16 protein-coding genes are annotated in these 14,194 nt (G+C 38.5%); 7 read left to right on the top strand and 9 right to left on the bottom strand.

Features of this window, described 5'->3' with window-relative positions; genetic code table 11:
- Together GJV03_RS04855 and GJV03_RS04850 are read left to right on the top strand one after the other, a co-directional pair.
- On the top strand, positions 1–678 hold the full coding sequence (locus GJV03_RS04855; RefSeq protein WP_004723739.1) for an amino acid ABC transporter permease: 678 nt from the start codon (positions 1–3) through the stop codon (positions 676–678).
- 13 nt (positions 679–691) lie between these two features.
- Complete coding sequence (locus GJV03_RS04850; RefSeq protein ID WP_004723740.1) at positions 692–1,435, top strand: amino acid ABC transporter ATP-binding protein; 744 nt, start codon at positions 692–694, stop codon at positions 1,433–1,435.
- Between the two features lie 79 nt (positions 1,436–1,514).
- Here GJV03_RS04850 and GJV03_RS04845 read toward each other — a convergent pair whose 3' ends face one another.
- The 4 genes from GJV03_RS04845 to GJV03_RS04830 all read right to left on the bottom strand — a co-directional run bounded on the left by GJV03_RS04845 (position 1,515) and on the right by GJV03_RS04830 (position 3,999).
- Positions 1,515–2,189: a DUF799 domain-containing protein gene (locus tag GJV03_RS04845; RefSeq protein ID WP_154129591.1), complete on the bottom strand. Its 675-nt coding sequence runs from the start codon at positions 2,187–2,189 to the stop codon at positions 1,515–1,517.
- Entirely contained in the window at positions 2,186–2,563 is a 378-nt protein-coding gene (locus GJV03_RS04840) for a DUF4810 domain-containing protein (RefSeq protein ID WP_154129590.1), read from the bottom strand. The genes GJV03_RS04845 and GJV03_RS04840 overlap by 4 nt, the downstream gene beginning before the upstream one ends.
- Positions 2,564–2,573: 10 nt before the next feature.
- Complete coding sequence (locus GJV03_RS04835) at positions 2,574–3,245, bottom strand: CsgG/HfaB family protein (protein ID WP_154129589.1); 672 nt, start codon at positions 3,243–3,245, stop codon at positions 2,574–2,576.
- A 130-nt stretch (positions 3,246–3,375) separates the two neighbouring features.
- A complete protein-coding gene (locus GJV03_RS04830; RefSeq protein ID WP_034613803.1) occupies positions 3,376–3,999 on the bottom strand; it encodes a LysE family translocator in 624 nt (207 codons plus the stop codon).
- A gap of 399 nt (positions 4,000–4,398) precedes the next feature.
- On the opposite strand from GJV03_RS04830, the gene GJV03_RS04825 reads away from it, so the two are divergent.
- Positions 4,399–6,018, top strand: coding sequence for an oleate hydratase (locus GJV03_RS04825; protein WP_154129588.1), 1,620 nt, complete (start codon positions 4,399–4,401; stop codon positions 6,016–6,018).
- A gap of 89 nt (positions 6,019–6,107) precedes the next feature.
- On the opposite strand, the gene GJV03_RS21415 is transcribed toward GJV03_RS04825, so the two are convergent.
- The 5 genes from GJV03_RS21415 to GJV03_RS04805 all read right to left on the bottom strand — a co-directional run bounded on the left by GJV03_RS21415 (position 6,108) and on the right by GJV03_RS04805 (position 9,515).
- A complete protein-coding gene (locus GJV03_RS21415) occupies positions 6,108–6,281 on the bottom strand; it encodes an NF038215 family lipoprotein (RefSeq protein ID WP_171252542.1) in 174 nt (57 codons plus the stop codon).
- A 106-nt stretch (positions 6,282–6,387) separates the two neighbouring features.
- Positions 6,388–6,951, bottom strand: a complete 564-nt coding sequence (locus tag GJV03_RS04820) for a hypothetical protein (RefSeq protein ID WP_171287950.1) — start codon at positions 6,949–6,951, stop codon at positions 6,388–6,390.
- A 56-nt stretch (positions 6,952–7,007) separates the two neighbouring features.
- Entirely contained in the window at positions 7,008–7,769 is a 762-nt protein-coding gene (locus GJV03_RS04815) for a class I SAM-dependent methyltransferase (RefSeq protein WP_154129587.1), read from the bottom strand.
- Positions 7,770–7,868: 99 nt separating this feature from the next.
- The gene (locus tag GJV03_RS04810) at positions 7,869–8,513 is read right to left on the bottom strand and encodes a hypothetical protein (RefSeq protein ID WP_154129586.1); all 645 of its coding nucleotides are present in this window, start codon (positions 8,511–8,513) and stop codon (positions 7,869–7,871) included.
- Positions 8,514–8,843: 330 nt separating this feature from the next.
- Complete coding sequence (locus GJV03_RS04805; RefSeq protein WP_056515162.1) at positions 8,844–9,515, bottom strand: D-Ala-D-Ala carboxypeptidase family metallohydrolase; 672 nt, start codon at positions 9,513–9,515, stop codon at positions 8,844–8,846.
- 209 nt (positions 9,516–9,724) lie between these two features.
- On the opposite strand from GJV03_RS04805, the gene GJV03_RS04800 reads away from it, so the two are divergent.
- The 4 genes from GJV03_RS04800 to GJV03_RS04785 all read left to right on the top strand — a co-directional run bounded on the left by GJV03_RS04800 (position 9,725) and on the right by GJV03_RS04785 (position 14,165).
- Positions 9,725–10,273 carry a TetR/AcrR family transcriptional regulator gene (locus tag GJV03_RS04800; protein WP_056515165.1) on the top strand — a complete coding sequence of 183 codons (549 nt, stop codon included), beginning with the start codon at positions 9,725–9,727 and terminating at the stop codon, positions 10,271–10,273.
- An 11-nt stretch (positions 10,274–10,284) separates the two neighbouring features.
- The gene (locus GJV03_RS04795; protein WP_105714344.1) at positions 10,285–11,937 is read left to right on the top strand and encodes an MFS transporter; all 1,653 of its coding nucleotides are present in this window, start codon (positions 10,285–10,287) and stop codon (positions 11,935–11,937) included.
- Positions 11,938–12,012: 75 nt separating this feature from the next.
- Entirely contained in the window at positions 12,013–13,140 is a 1,128-nt protein-coding gene (locus tag GJV03_RS04790; protein ID WP_034613784.1) for an HlyD family secretion protein, read from the top strand.
- Between the two features lie 161 nt (positions 13,141–13,301).
- Positions 13,302–14,165, top strand: a complete 864-nt coding sequence (locus GJV03_RS04785) for a pyridoxal-phosphate dependent enzyme (protein ID WP_154129585.1) — start codon at positions 13,302–13,304, stop codon at positions 14,163–14,165.
- The last annotated feature ends 29 nt before the right edge of the window (positions 14,166–14,194 follow it).

Here is a 14,194-nt window from a genome sequence, read left to right as displayed (position 1 = left end):
ATGGATTTTAGTATTTTACAAAATCAAGATGTTATTCAAACGCTGATCGCAGGTTTTAAATTTACCGTTACGGTGACGATTTTATCGATTATTGGCGGGATTCTGATTGGCACACCTTTGGCCATGATGCGTTTATCCAACAATAAAGTCGCCAGTAATTTTGCTAAAGTTTATGTCGATTTCTTCCGTGGTGTACCACTGATTCAAGTGATCTTCATTTTCTATTTCTTATTGCCAAAGATTTTTGAGTTTCAATCAGATACCTATTATGGCCCACTGTTTTCAAGTGTGGTGACCTTTGCAATTTTTGAAGCAGCATTCTTTTCAGAAATTGTACGTTCAGGGATTCAGTCTGTTTCTAAAGGTCAGGTCAATGCAGGTTATGCACTTGGTTTCACCTATGGACAAACCATGTCCAATGTGGTGTTGCCACAAGCTTTTAGAAACATGCTACCTGTCATTTTGACTCAATCTATCGTACTTTTCCAAGATGTATCATTAGTTTACGTGATTAGTGCGCCAGACTTCTTGGGCAATGCCAATACCTTAGCAAATACCTACGGTGCTGAAACCAAAGCAACTTTCTACCTGATTGTAGCAGTTGTTTACTTCTGTATCTCCTTTGCGCTTTCACGACTTGTGAAGCGTTTACATCAAAAAATAGCAATAATTCGATAATTGGAGAATCAATATGCCAATGATAGAAATACAACATATCTCAAAATGGTATGGAGATTTTCAAGTTCTTACAGATTGCACCACTTCAATTGAAAAAGGTGAAGTTGTGGTGGTGTGTGGACCTTCAGGTTCTGGTAAATCTACACTGATTAAAACTGTAAATGCATTAGAACCGTTCCAAGAAGGCAATATTGTTGTTGATGGAACAGCGTTAAAAGACTCAAAAACTGATCTGGCAAAATTCCGTTCTCGTGTGGGAATGGTATTCCAACACTTTGAATTGTTCCCACATATGACTGTTTTGGATAATTTAACCATTGGGCAACTTAAGGTTTTAAATCGTTCTAAAGCAGAGGCTGAGAAAAAAGCGTTGCAATATTTAGATCGCGTTGGTTTGGCAGCCCACAAAAATAAGTTCCCAGGTCAACTGTCTGGTGGTCAGCAACAGCGTGTTGCGATTGCCCGTGGTCTGTGTATGGATCCAGTGTGCATGTTATTTGATGAACCTACTTCGGCATTAGACCCTGAAATGGTGGGTGAAGTGCTTGAAGTCATGAGTCAATTGGCAAAAGAAGGCATGACCATGATGTGTGTAACTCATGAGATGGGCTTTGCTCGTAAAGTCTCAAGTCGAGTTATTTTCATGGATCAAGGCAAGATTTTAGAAGACTGTGCAACAGATGACTTCTTTAATAAGCCGGATGAGCGTCATGAAAGAACCAAATTCTTCTTAGACAAGATTTCTATGGTGCACTAATCAGCAATATGCTTTAAACATAAAAACCCCAATTTTTAAATTGGGGTTTTTATTTGATGCTCGCAAACAGTACCAGTGCTTAAGGTTTCACCGCATTTTGGGTGAAGTTTGGAGATCGTGGTCCATATAACAGACCTTTTTGCTGATTTAGACTTGGTGAATATAATTGCGAGCTTACAGTACTGGATAAAGTATAGGCTTTATCTGACAAATGATTGGATATTTGATCAACTAAAGCACCGACCAGCGCGCCAATCAAACCTGCATTGCTATTATCATTGGCTTGCTGAAGTCGCTGCTCACCTTGCCAGAGTAATGTTCCAGTTTGCAAATCTACAAGTTTGGCTTCTACTGCAACTGCAGCTACAGATTGAATCACCTGATATTTAGAACCATACTCTTTAACTTTAATGTATAACGCGGCATCCGCTCCGAAAATCTCTTTTAACTTTTGAGGTGGAATTGCTTGAGCATCAAATCCATTGGTCACCCCATTCTCTTTAAACATGGTGTCAACAACAGAAATTGGAAATACATAATAACCAGCTTCAGCTACAGGCAATGTTACTGTTGACCAATACCCATAGGTTGCACGCGTATCAGGAGACTCATTGATTGGAGGAAGTACCAAAATCGACTTAGGGATATGCTCACGATATGCTGCTAAATCACGATTTTGTTTAGGTGATACCGCACAACCGGTGAAAAGCATCATCAGTAAACCAAGTACAAATAATTGTTTCATATTTTTCATTTGGGATTTACCTCAGTCGATTGAGGGGGCATCTTCTTCAATAAACGATCCATCAATACGGTTGACTCAGGATAAATTTGGCGCTCTAACTCAAAATATTCAATTGCACGTGGGCCATTTTGAATATTAAGATTTAACAAGCCCAAATGCGCATATAAACCTGGCGGAACTGCGGCATTTTTTGCTTTTGCTTTCTCAACATCTTTTTCAAGCGCTAAAATTTGTTGCTGAGGCGAAGTTTTTTCTGGAACCGCCAGCATTAAATAGGTTTGCTGTGGATATCCGCCCCAACTATATAAAGACTGTGGTCCAGATGCACACCCAACCAAAGTTAACGTTGCAAAAAAGCTTAAAAATAATAAAACCCGTTTCATTTATTCAAACCTATTGTACGAACCACTTATTTGTTTGAATATCTGTGACAAGGTGATTAACCGCTTCGCGTACAGCCAGATCTAAAACCTTACCATTTAAGGTTGAGTCATAAGATGCTGTAGAACCAAAACCTAAAATTTCGCGTTCACTGAGCGCGTATTCACCTGCACCCTGCACAGAATGGACAACTTCTGCTGTTTTTACATCGACAACATTAATATTGACTTTTGCATAGGCAATTTGAGTTTTACCACGCCCTAATAGCCCAAACAATTGATGGTCACCCACTTCTTTACGTCCAAATTCAGATACATCCCCAGTGAGCACATAACGTGCACCCTTAATGGATTGAGATGCTTTACCAAAACCAGCCTCTTGTTGCAGCTCTGATAAATTGTCTCGATTTAAGACTGAAAAATATCCGGTTTGTTGCAAGTGCGTTTCTAAAATCGTTTTTGCTTGACCGCCTAAACGATCGACATTATCAGAGAAGATTCCACGCATATAACTTGAGCGGTTATCAAACTTACCAATCGAAACTGCTGTTTTCGCACCTGAATATTTAACCGCTGAAGTCGCTACAGCCACTTGAGGTGCTTGGATGGTTTTAGAGCTTTCAGTGGTAGAACAAGCTGTAAGTACCAAGCCATTTAAGGCAGCAATCAATAATATTTTTTTCAAAATTACATCTCTCTAAGGTCTAAACCATTATAATGAATATATATAACATAAACTAAACACACTATTAATTAATTTTCAACAAATGGGATCTACTGATAAAATGTATGACTATTTTTACTCGTAAAAACAATCATTTCATACCAAAAATTAACTTTAAACCAAGTAAGGTCATGACACCGCCTGCGACTCGATCGAAGACTTTTTTAAACTTTAAATAAACACGACGCGGCTTTTCCGCTGAAAGCGCAACAGCAACCAGTGAATACCAGCCTGCATCGATAAAGAAGCACAAGATAGGCAAAACAAAATAAAAATACGTTGGAATGTCTTTGGGTAAAAGCGCAGTAAAAATACTGGCTAAAATAATCGCAATTTTAGGATTACTTAACTGGGTAATTAAACCTAAACGAAACGCTTGTTGATAACTCATCACCGTGGATGAGTCAGATGCCTGCGCCATTGGATCTTTAGCATGTTTAATAATTTTATAAGCCAGCCAAAGTAAATACAGACCACCACAAATTTTTAAAGCTAAATATGCAGAAGGTACAGCCAATAAAATTGCCTGTAATCCCATTACAGCTAAAAAACCAAATAAAGCTGCGCCCGTGCCTGTCCCTAAAGCGGTAAACAGACCATGTTTACGAGAAATCGCAATTGAATTTTTAGCCACATAAACAAATGTAGGACCAGGGCTAATTGCGCCAAGCATTAATGCCAATGCAATTGAACCTAAAATCAATAATGATTCCAAGAGATACCCCGACCTAGACTATTTTTAAGAATAGATATTTTACGCTACAACCGATTTTTGAAGATATAAAAATCTTTATTATTTCGCGATTACACTTTTATTCAATGCAAATTCATCAAAATTTCAATCATAAATTTAAGTACACTTGTGTATTATGACCACAAACAGAGTAAACAAATATTTTTAGAGTAAAAACTAAATAAAAAATTTATTTTTCAATATTTTAATTATATCAATAAAATCATCAAGGTATATAAAATATCCTAAAAAGCCATAAAATAGACCACATTAATCACAAAAATTAACTTCCATTTTCATGTATTTATAGGCTATAAAAAACCATAATAAAACTATGGTTTTAAATTATCCAAAATCAATATTTATACTCAGGGGTAAAAAATGCACAACAACAAAACCAACCGCTTAGATGCAAGCCAAGCACATTTGTGGATCATTGGCGGTGGAATTGCTGGAATGGCAGCTGCCGCATTTGCCATACGTGATGCCAAAGTACCGGCTAAAAATATTCACATTCTCGAAGAGTTAGATGTCTCAGGTGGTTCAATGGATGGCGGCCATACGCCACATGCTGCACAAGCATGGGTTACCCGTGGCGGGCGGATGCTGACAGATGAAACATATTTATGTCTTTGGGACTTATTTTCGAGTATTCCATCCTTAGAAAATCCTGAAATTTCTGTTCGTGAAGAATGTCGTGAGTTCAATGAGCAAGTCAAAACCCATGCACAAGCCCGTTTAATTAATGCGCAACATGTAATTTCAGATGCCGCTAAACTGGGTTTAAATACACGCCATCGCGCGCAAATGTTACGCTTATTGGCAGCGAAAGAAGAAAAAATTGGCAGCCGTCGTATTGATGAATTTTTTGATGAGACCTTCTTTGAAACAAACTTTTGGCGTATGTGGCGTACGACATTTGCCTTCCAAAAATGGCACAGTGCAGCAGAACTTCGTCGCTATTTCTTACGTTTTATCCAAGAGTTACCACGTATTCATACCCTCGCTGGGGTAAAAAGAACCAAATACAACCAATATGATTCCATGATTTTGCCGCTACAACGTTGGTTGCTTGAACAAGGCGTAGATGTTCGTTTTGGTAATTATGTGACAGATGCAGACTTTCAAACCGATGATGTAACCCTAGAACGTCGTGCAACACGCTTGTATGTCAACCTTCCTGAAGGTACTGAGCAAATCAACCTTCAAGAGAATGATCTTGCAATATTTACTTTAGGTTCAATTACAGCAGATTCTCGTTATGCAGGGAATGATGATGTTCCAGCGCTTATTCGTGATCGACTTGATCATGGTTGGACCTTATGGGAAACCCTTGCGAAAAAAGCACTGGACTTTGGCCGACCAATGACCTTTTACGGCAACATTGATGAACATAAATGGGAGTCTTTTACACTCACCATGAAAGACGATGTTCTGTTAAATCGTATCATTGATTACACAGGCAATCAGCCAGGTACTGGAGCACTGATGACTTGGTTTGAATCTGGTTGGCATTTATCGATTGTGGTGCCAGCTCAACCTCATTTTGCAAATTTACCTGAAGGCACATTTACTCTCTGGGGCTATGGTTTCCAAATTGATCAAACAGGTGACTACATCAAAAAACCGATGTCACAAGCAACAGGCAATGAAATACTCACTGAACTGATTCATCAACTCGGTTTTGATGACATTCTTGAGCATGTTGTAGCAAATACCATTGTAACAACTGCAATGATGCCTTATGCATCGGCTTTATTTGCTTGCCGTAAGCCTGGTGATCGCCCACAAGTTATTCCACAAGGCGCAAAAAACTTCGCATTCTTGGGACAATTTGTTGAAATTGAAGATGATGTGGTTTTTACTGTTGAATATTCTGTTCGTGGTGCCATGATTGCAATTTATGAGTTCTTTGGCGTAGAACGTGAAATTCCTGAGATCTATAATGGATTACTTGATCCTAAAGTCGGACTAAAAGCTTTAGAAACTGTTTTTCATTAATTCATTTAAAATCAACTGAGTTAAATTGAATTAAAACCAAACGAGTGTATCCTTTTTTGATGCACTCGTTTTTATATTTTGAATAAAAATCAGGGTTGTGAATCCACTGAACGAGCACTGAGACGATAGTCTTTTTCATACACAGGCATACCTGCGATATGGATTGAACGAACTTCAGTTTTTGTTGGTGTAGGTGGTTTCTTTTCACACCCAACCAAAAATACTGCAAGTATTACACTCAAACTGATGGATAGCTTTTTCATGGCATCTCCTCCATTTTTTGTTTTATTTATAGTTCGAGCATAACAGTTCTGATTAAAAATACAGCTATTTTTTATTTCAAAAGGTGTCTATCTCTATAGAAAGTTGCTATACCTCACAAGGATCTATCATTAAAACAGTTTGATCTTCACCATTTTTATTTTTGTAACGATAGTGAAAGCCACCATTTCCATCAAATTCCATGTCACTAAAATATTGAAAAGCATCTACGCTTACAGACTCAATTTTAGAGTATTGCTCTGGTTGAAATTGAATTTTATTTAAAACTTTTGCAGTAAATACTTTTTGGAAAATAATCGTAGGCGCATTTTTTAATTCAAATCGGGCGATACACTCAGTGTTTTCATCCACAGCAACAACGTTGTCTAAAGCCTGAACGATCCCCGCCTTCGAGATGAAAAGACTATGATGAACATTAAAGGTATAGCCATAGCTTAAATGCAAGAAATCCTCGGTTTGGTTTTCAACATTTAAACCACGCTCCCAGTCCATGACCAAAGGTAATCTATAGTCATCGCCTTCATAGAGTACAAAATCACAATGATAATTTGCATCTTCATCACATGTTTGCTGAATGACTGAAAATTGCCCTATCTTCGCTACTGTTCGATGAATCTGCTCAGCATAACTACTGCTGGAATAGACCATCATGCTAAATAATATCGGAAATATTGTATTGATTATTTTTTTTGACATCAGATTTCTAATCAAGTTTTACTCAATACCAAATATACAGCTTCACTGGTAAATGTGCCATCTTGCTGAATCTGATAATACTGTTGTACTTGATCAGCGGCTTTGGACTGCAAATAGCGAATGGTATTGATGCCCTCTACTGGTGTTTGCATACGCTCCACCCAACTTTGAAAATTTAACTTTAAACTTTGCTTTTCAATGGTTTCTACCTTAAAGCCTGCTTGTTCTACGATTTGTACCCATTCCGCCAAACTATAATTTCGAACATGGCTTGGATCACGAATGGTTTCTATGGTCTGAATAAAGGTGTCTAAAATAGGGTTAGAATTGCCAATAATATCAAACAGGATCACTTTGCCATCAGCACGTAATACACGATAAATTTCATGAATTGCTTGAGTGATACTTTGCCAATGATGCGCAGAATAACGACTGATCACACAATCAAAATGCTCAACAGGAAAATCCAATTGCTCTGCTGCACCAACCTTCCCTATGACATGATCGAATCCCTTTTGTTGAGATTGCATGGTCACAAGATTGACCATTTCAGGCGTAATATCATAGGCAATTACTTGCTCAGTGAATGCTGCAATCTGATAAGTGACATGCCCACCACCGCAGCCTAGATCCAAAACTCGTTTGAATTGATGTTGTTGGATTAAATTTTGCATTTTTTCAAACTCAATGCCTTGTGCATGTACTTGGCTATTTAAGTATGCTTCTGATTTATCTTGATATTGTGCCTGATTAACTTGCTGTTGAGTGGTCATTGTCGTGTCCTTGTTGTTGAATAAAACTACAATAGACAACTCAATTCAAAAATAAAAATGATGAATTTTAATAAAATTAATAACTTTATTTTATTTATATTAACTCATAATTACCCGATAATCAGACTGACAAGGGTTTTGAATGATGACATCCTGTACACCCATCTCGTTTCCGATCTTGATATTATAGTTAAATGAAAAATCACCATTATCCTCAAAATTTGCCGTTGCAGGATAGTTCAGCTTTTTAAATTGCGGCACTTTATTGTTGAGCACTAAACGTACTCGAAAATCAGGAATGCTATAAAATACCAATGAATTTGGCATATTTTTTAAATTCGATTCAAAAGTTACAAAACAACTTTGCTGCCCATTCATCGCAAGAAAACTACTATAATTTTTTTGTTGATTTTTATCGTTAATCACAGTGAGATTATACTCACTTCCTGTTAGCCCCAACAAAAAACCCATTAAATTTGGATTAAATTGATAAACATTTGCGGTTTTACTCCATTTTTCCATTAATACCTGCTTCTTTCCTTTAGCATCATAGAGTACATAGTCACAACTAGAACCATGCTGAGTGCAAGACTCTTTTTGAATTTTCAGTTTTCCTGCACGCCCCAATACTTCGTATTCAGGGTCAACTTCGACAGCAGCATCAGCTTGCGCAAAAGCAGAATAACTACTGAAAAAAGGCAGAGCAAATAAACAACCCTTTATTAGGGTCTGTAGACATTTCATAAATGGCTTGCGTTGTAGGTTAAAATTGAGCAGGCAAGGCAGGAAACGAAGAGAATAGCGAGACTATTTTCGAGTTTCATAACGTAGGCTGAGATAATTTTAGCCACAACCCTTCGGGACTAGCGTGTTTTTTGACGTTACGTCGTTACAAACTACTCATTTAGAATGACTAAATTTCGTATTTCGCGCCTAGTATCGTCTAAAAAACACACGTAGTCGCAAACATAGACGAATTGTCAGCAGACCCTATGTTCAACATAAATAACGTTCCCAATATCTCAGCATTTTTTAATATAGATTCAAGTTCAATTCTTGCTCAAAAATACAATTTTAACTTTTTACACACGGCGAACTTTTCGATTTAAAGTCCTTACCCCAAGTACGATATCCTTGGGTATCAATATGATAGCGATTATTACCATAAACGCCTAAACCCATTTTATAACTTTTACCTTCCACTTGCCAAAAATGACACATTTTTTTAAGCAATAATTCGCGATCTTTTTTAATGGTTTCTTTGGGTGATAGCACATGAAAATCAACGGCATAATTACTTAAATGCTTACTTTTTTCCGCCCCACCTATGCATTTATTTAATTCAGGGGCACGATAGATTGCTGAAATCGTATATGTTTTAAAATATTCATTTCGATTTAACTTTTCCACCAATTGCAAACTACTCACCACATTTTTCCAAAAGGCTTTAGGTGGAATGGCAAAACGTTTTGAGTAACACTGTTCTGGCATATAGTTTCGGCTGGTTGTCAGCTCCATCAGACTAGGCGGATGTTTTAAATACTGCGACATAAACTGATAATAATCTGCCAATAATTGGGGATCTTGTTGCGCCTTCCAAAGCTTGAATTGTTGTTCAATCTGTTGATCTGATGATTTTCTTGAAGATGCGGCCTGATCTGCTTTTTTCTCAGATGGTGTACAGGCATTTAACACCAATACACTGATGCAGCAGATCGAAATAACAATATTTTTAAAAATTTTCACAATTTCAGCACACTTATTGTTTTATTTTAAAGGGTAAATATTTAGAAATCTAAACCTATTTATACGATTTATTAATCATTGACCTAAGTCATTCTAACCAATCTCATTCACTTTAAAGCTGCTATTTACAAAAATCCACAGAGTTAGTAATTTACAACGGACAAAAATGTCCGTTAAATATCAGAATAAAATTTAATGCAATTTCCCCTATGCGTATACGTCAAAAACAAGCGGCACAAAATCGCGAAGATTTGCTCAATGCTGCACTGAAAATATTCCGTAAACAAGGGATTCGTGCGCCATTACAGCTCGTGATTGATGAAGCTGGCGTTGGACGAGCAACCTTTTATCGTAATTTTCAAGATCGCCGTGAGTTAGTCATCGCCTTGATGGAACAAGCATTAACTCGTCTAGATGAACGGGCAAAAAGCTTTTCAGAATATCCTGACGGTTTGATTCGGTTAATTCGTAATCATGTCGAGAATCTGCCTTATCTCACCGCATTGATGGAATATTGGCGTGTGATTGATCGTAATGACCCAAGTATGGTGGATATTTATCAACGGCGTGACGCAATTCTTCAACCGCTGATTGATCAAGCCATTACCCATCATATTTGCCGACCAGATCTCACCCCAAAAGATTATGCGCTAATTACCGGTATTCTAAGAGCTTCCTTTCAAGGGCTAACCGATGAAGAACAGGTTCAACTGGCCACTCGTGCAGTTGACTTACTGATTGATGGCATCAAGGCGTAATTGAGGCAATTATGGATAAATCGCCACGTTTACTTGAACCTGCCCCAGATTGGACACCTGAAGAACGTCCAACATTACCAGGCTCACCTGCGGCTATTGCACATCCAACACATAAGAAGCTGATTTATTTTTTTATTGGCCTGTTTGTTGCAATCTCAGGCAGTTTAAGTAATGGTTTTATTACCGCAAATTTACCACTTATTCAGGGTGAATACTCGCTAACGCCTTCAGAGGCTGCATGGATTCCCGCAGCTTATGTGATGGCAAATATTAGTTCCAACATGATTCTGTTTAAAGCTCGGCAACAATATGGGTTACGGCTTTTTTCTGAAATTGGTTTAGTGCTTTTTATTTGTGTGTTGGTGCTGCATATCTTTGTGCACACCTTTGAAATGGCATTGTTTGTCCGTGTGATCAGCGGTTTGGTTGCCGCTCCCCTGAGTTCTTTAGGCATGTACTACATCATGCAGGCCTTTAAACGAGAAAACTTTGGACGAGGAATTTATCTCGCACTGGGCTTTCAGCAATTGGGTATCCCACTGGCATGGATCATTTCCCCTTCTCTGGTCGATGTAAATGACTGGATTGTGCTCTATACCTTTGAGTTGGGTTTAGCGATATGTTGTTTGGCTATGGTGGTTTCTTTAAAACTGCCGCGTAGCTTAAGAATCGAAGTCTTTGAAAAACAGGATTTCTTTACTTTTGCCTTACTCGCACCTGGTTTTGCCCTGCTATGTATCGTCCTGACCCAAGGCCCAATCCTTTGGTGGTTTGAAGTCAAATGGTTAGGGTATGCCTTAATTGCAGGATTCAGTCTTATTATTATCGGACTGACTTATGAACATTACCGTGTCAATCCTCTTATCATTACCCGTTGGCTAGGTTCAGCCACCACACTTAAATTTGTGTTTGGTGCGTTGGCGATTCGCTTGCTCATGTCTGAGCAAAGTTACGCAGCTGTTAACTTTTTAAAAACCATGGGCATGGGACCTGATCAGTTCGTTACCTTGTATAGCGTGATTTTTCTTGGCATTGTGCTCGGCACTGTTTTTAGCGCCATGACCTTTAAAAGAGAGCGCATCTCATGGCACTTGGTCAGTGCTGTGGTCTTGGTTCTTATCGCCTGCGCTCTAGACTATCACCTCACCAGTGATGTACGACCTGTGAATTTTTACCGCAGCCAATTTATCGTTGGCTTTGCCAGTGGTATGTTTATCGGACCATTGTTGCTGACAGGGATTATTAATGCCTTACAAAAAGGTCCATCACACATGGTCACTTTTGTGGTGTTGTTCTCTGCAACACAAAGCTTTGGTGGTTTAATTGGAAATTCATTCTTTTCAACCTATCAACAATTACGCACCCAAAATTATCGGGCTGAAATTGTCAGTGACTTGTCACCAACTGATCCATTGGTGGTGCAACGACTTGCAGCCTATCAGCAAGCAGCCAATAAATATACTTTAGATGCATCACTCGAACAGAACCAAGCTTATCGCAATTTAAACCAGATTGTGACACGAGAAGCGCAAGTGCGTGCCTATAATGATGTGATTGCATTAAATGGAATTTTCGCCATTTTACTGTTGATTTGGAGTAGTTTTAATATTGCTTGGACACGCTATCAACTCAAAAAACAGCAACAGGTCCTCAATAGCAGTTAGACAGATCTCAGGCTATTCCGAAATCAGATGATCCATGATGTCACGCTATGTATTAAAAAATATTTGAGAATTCTTATGTCGCAAGATCAAAAACCAACAGAGCAAGCAGCAGTTACACCACCACAAGCACCTGCAACAGCAGCAGCGCCACCACCATCCAGTAAGCTTATTCCAACTGCAAAAAGAACATTGCTGTTGATGCTCTTGGTCTTGTTGGTGGGGATTGCTGTGATTATGCGCGCATGGAAAATTGGCCCTTTTGATAGCAGCATAGAATCCACCGACAATAGTTATATCAAAGGCAGAACCACAGTTTTATCTTCTCAAATCAATGGTTATGTCAAAGATGTATTGGTGACTGATTTTGACCATGTCAAAAAGGGTCAGCCGTTAATGCATATTGATACCACAACCTATGATCAGAAAGTGACTCAGGCTGAAGCGGGTGTTGATCAGGCCAATACCACTTTAGCCAATCAAACCCAAGCGATTGAACAACGCAAAGCAGATATTGTGGCTGCACAAGCCAAAGTTGAACAAGCCAAAGCAAGTTATGAACTTTCAACAGCACAACTCAATCGTTATCAACAATTGGGAAATACTGGCGCAACCTCTAAAACAGAACAAGACAAAGCGGCTGCGGATGTAAAAAATAATTTAGCCTTACTCAAACAAGCGGAAGCCAATGTATTGGTTGCTCAAGAAGCATTAAAAACAGCTCAAGTGGCTCAATCGGGCTTAAAAGCACAAGTCACCAATGCCAAGGCACAATTTGATCAAGCGGTAACGACAAAAGACTACAGCGTGATTGCAGCACCGATGGATGGACAGTTGGGCGAAGTCACTCCGCGTGTGGGACAATATGTTGCAGCTGGAACCCAGTTAATGTATCTGATTCCGCAACAAACTTGGGTAATTGCCAATTTCAAAGAAACACAAATTGCCGATATGCACATCGGGCAAAAAGCAACATTTACTGTAGATGCCATGAAACATCAAAAATTTACTGGCCGTATTGAACAGATTTCACCTGCTGCTGGTGCTGAGTTTAGTGTGCTTAAGCCTGACAACACCACAGGTAATTTTACCAAGGTCGTGCAGCGTATTTCTGTGCGGATCGCCATTGATCCCAATCAAAAAGGTTTAGAATTTTTACGACCCGGGATGTCTGTAGTGACTTCCGTCGATACCAGCACTCAATGATCCGCCTAAGTGAAAAGCTTGAGTTAAAACCTAGAAATTTATCCCCAATAATAGACATGAAACTCAATCAAACCTGTCTTGTTTTACAGGTTTGATTAGAATATCTTGAACAGGCTTAAGTCAAAGCTACTCATACACACCCATTCAGTTAAAAAATCAGCATGTTTGATCATATTGCCCAAACTATTCCCTACCAAAGTTTAGATTTTGCTGGATCTGTTCAACTTACAGTTAAACGGCTTGATCTAATCCATCCACAAATTTCTGGCAATAAATTTTTTAAACTCAAATATAATTTGATTGAAGCACGTCAGCTTGGCCTAAAACACATTCTGACGTTCGGTGGTGCTTATTCCAATCATATCGCTGCCACAGCCTATGCAGCACAGTTATTTGGATTTAAAAGCATCGGGATCATTCGGGGCGAGGAGTTAGCGCATAAACCACTCAACCCAACCCTGACAACAGCACAACAATTGGGTATGCAGCTAGTTTTTGTTTCACGTGAAAAATATAGACAAAAAAATAATCATGACTGGATCGATGAATTAACACAACATTATCCAAACACTTATATTATTCCTGAAGGTGGAACCAATGAGCTTGCTATACAAGGTTGTCAGGAAATTTTAACGACAGAAGATTTAAATCATTATGATGTGATTTGCTGTGCGGTAGGAACAGGTGGCACAATCACTGGGCTGATTAACGCCAGTTCACCACAGCAGGAAATTTTAGGATTTTCAGCACTTAAAGGTGATTTTTTACAACAAGATGTCAGTCAACTCACCCATAAAAGCAATTGGAAAATACTGGATGATTATTGTTTTGGAGGCTATGCCAAAACCACTGCTGAATTACTTAGCTTTATAAACAACTTTGAGCAGCAATATCGCATTCCGCTTGAACAGATTTATACTGGGAAAATGTTTTATGGGATTTTTGATTTAATTTCAAAAGGTTACTTTAAAGAAAATGCAAAAATCTTGATCCTGCATAGTGGTGGCTTGCAAGGACGTAGCTAAACCCTACCTATTTATAATTGTCCTGAAAA

It is taken from the genome of Acinetobacter sp. RIT698 (assembly GCF_009668065.1).
Taxonomy (GTDB): Bacteria; Pseudomonadota; Gammaproteobacteria; order Pseudomonadales; family Moraxellaceae; genus Acinetobacter; species Acinetobacter guillouiae.
This window is presented reverse-complemented; position numbering and strand designations above follow the sequence as displayed.

What these genes read in the sequence shown, in the direction of transcription:
- GJV03_RS04840 (WP_154129590.1), bottom strand. Translation starts at nt 2,563, where the DNA reads ATGAAACGGGTTTTATTATTTTTAAGCTTTTTTGCAACGTTAACTTTG.
- GJV03_RS04825 (WP_154129588.1), top strand. Translation starts at nt 4,399, where the DNA reads ATGCACAACAACAAAACCAACCGCTTAGATGCAAGCCAAGCACATTTG.
- GJV03_RS04850 (WP_004723740.1), top strand. Translation starts at nt 692, where the DNA reads ATGCCAATGATAGAAATACAACATATCTCAAAATGGTATGGAGATTTT.
- GJV03_RS21415 (WP_171252542.1), bottom strand. Translation starts at nt 6,281, where the DNA reads ATGAAAAAGCTATCCATCAGTTTGAGTGTAATACTTGCAGTATTTTTG.
- GJV03_RS04855 (WP_004723739.1), top strand. Translation starts at nt 1, where the DNA reads ATGGATTTTAGTATTTTACAAAATCAAGATGTTATTCAAACGCTGATC.
- GJV03_RS04800 (WP_056515165.1), top strand. Translation starts at nt 9,725, where the DNA reads ATGCGTATACGTCAAAAACAAGCGGCACAAAATCGCGAAGATTTGCTC.
- GJV03_RS04815 (WP_154129587.1), bottom strand. Translation starts at nt 7,769, where the DNA reads ATGACCACTCAACAGCAAGTTAATCAGGCACAATATCAAGATAAATCA.
- GJV03_RS04795 (WP_105714344.1), top strand. Translation starts at nt 10,285, where the DNA reads ATGGATAAATCGCCACGTTTACTTGAACCTGCCCCAGATTGGACACCT.
- GJV03_RS04785 (WP_154129585.1), top strand. Translation starts at nt 13,302, where the DNA reads ATGTTTGATCATATTGCCCAAACTATTCCCTACCAAAGTTTAGATTTT.
- GJV03_RS04810 (WP_154129586.1), bottom strand. Translation starts at nt 8,513, where the DNA reads ATGAAATGTCTACAGACCCTAATAAAGGGTTGTTTATTTGCTCTGCCT.
- GJV03_RS04845 (WP_154129591.1), bottom strand. Translation starts at nt 2,189, where the DNA reads ATGAAAAATATGAAACAATTATTTGTACTTGGTTTACTGATGATGCTT.
- GJV03_RS04790 (WP_034613784.1), top strand. Translation starts at nt 12,013, where the DNA reads ATGTCGCAAGATCAAAAACCAACAGAGCAAGCAGCAGTTACACCACCA.
- GJV03_RS04820 (WP_171287950.1), bottom strand. Translation starts at nt 6,951, where the DNA reads ATGATGGTCTATTCCAGCAGTAGTTATGCTGAGCAGATTCATCGAACA.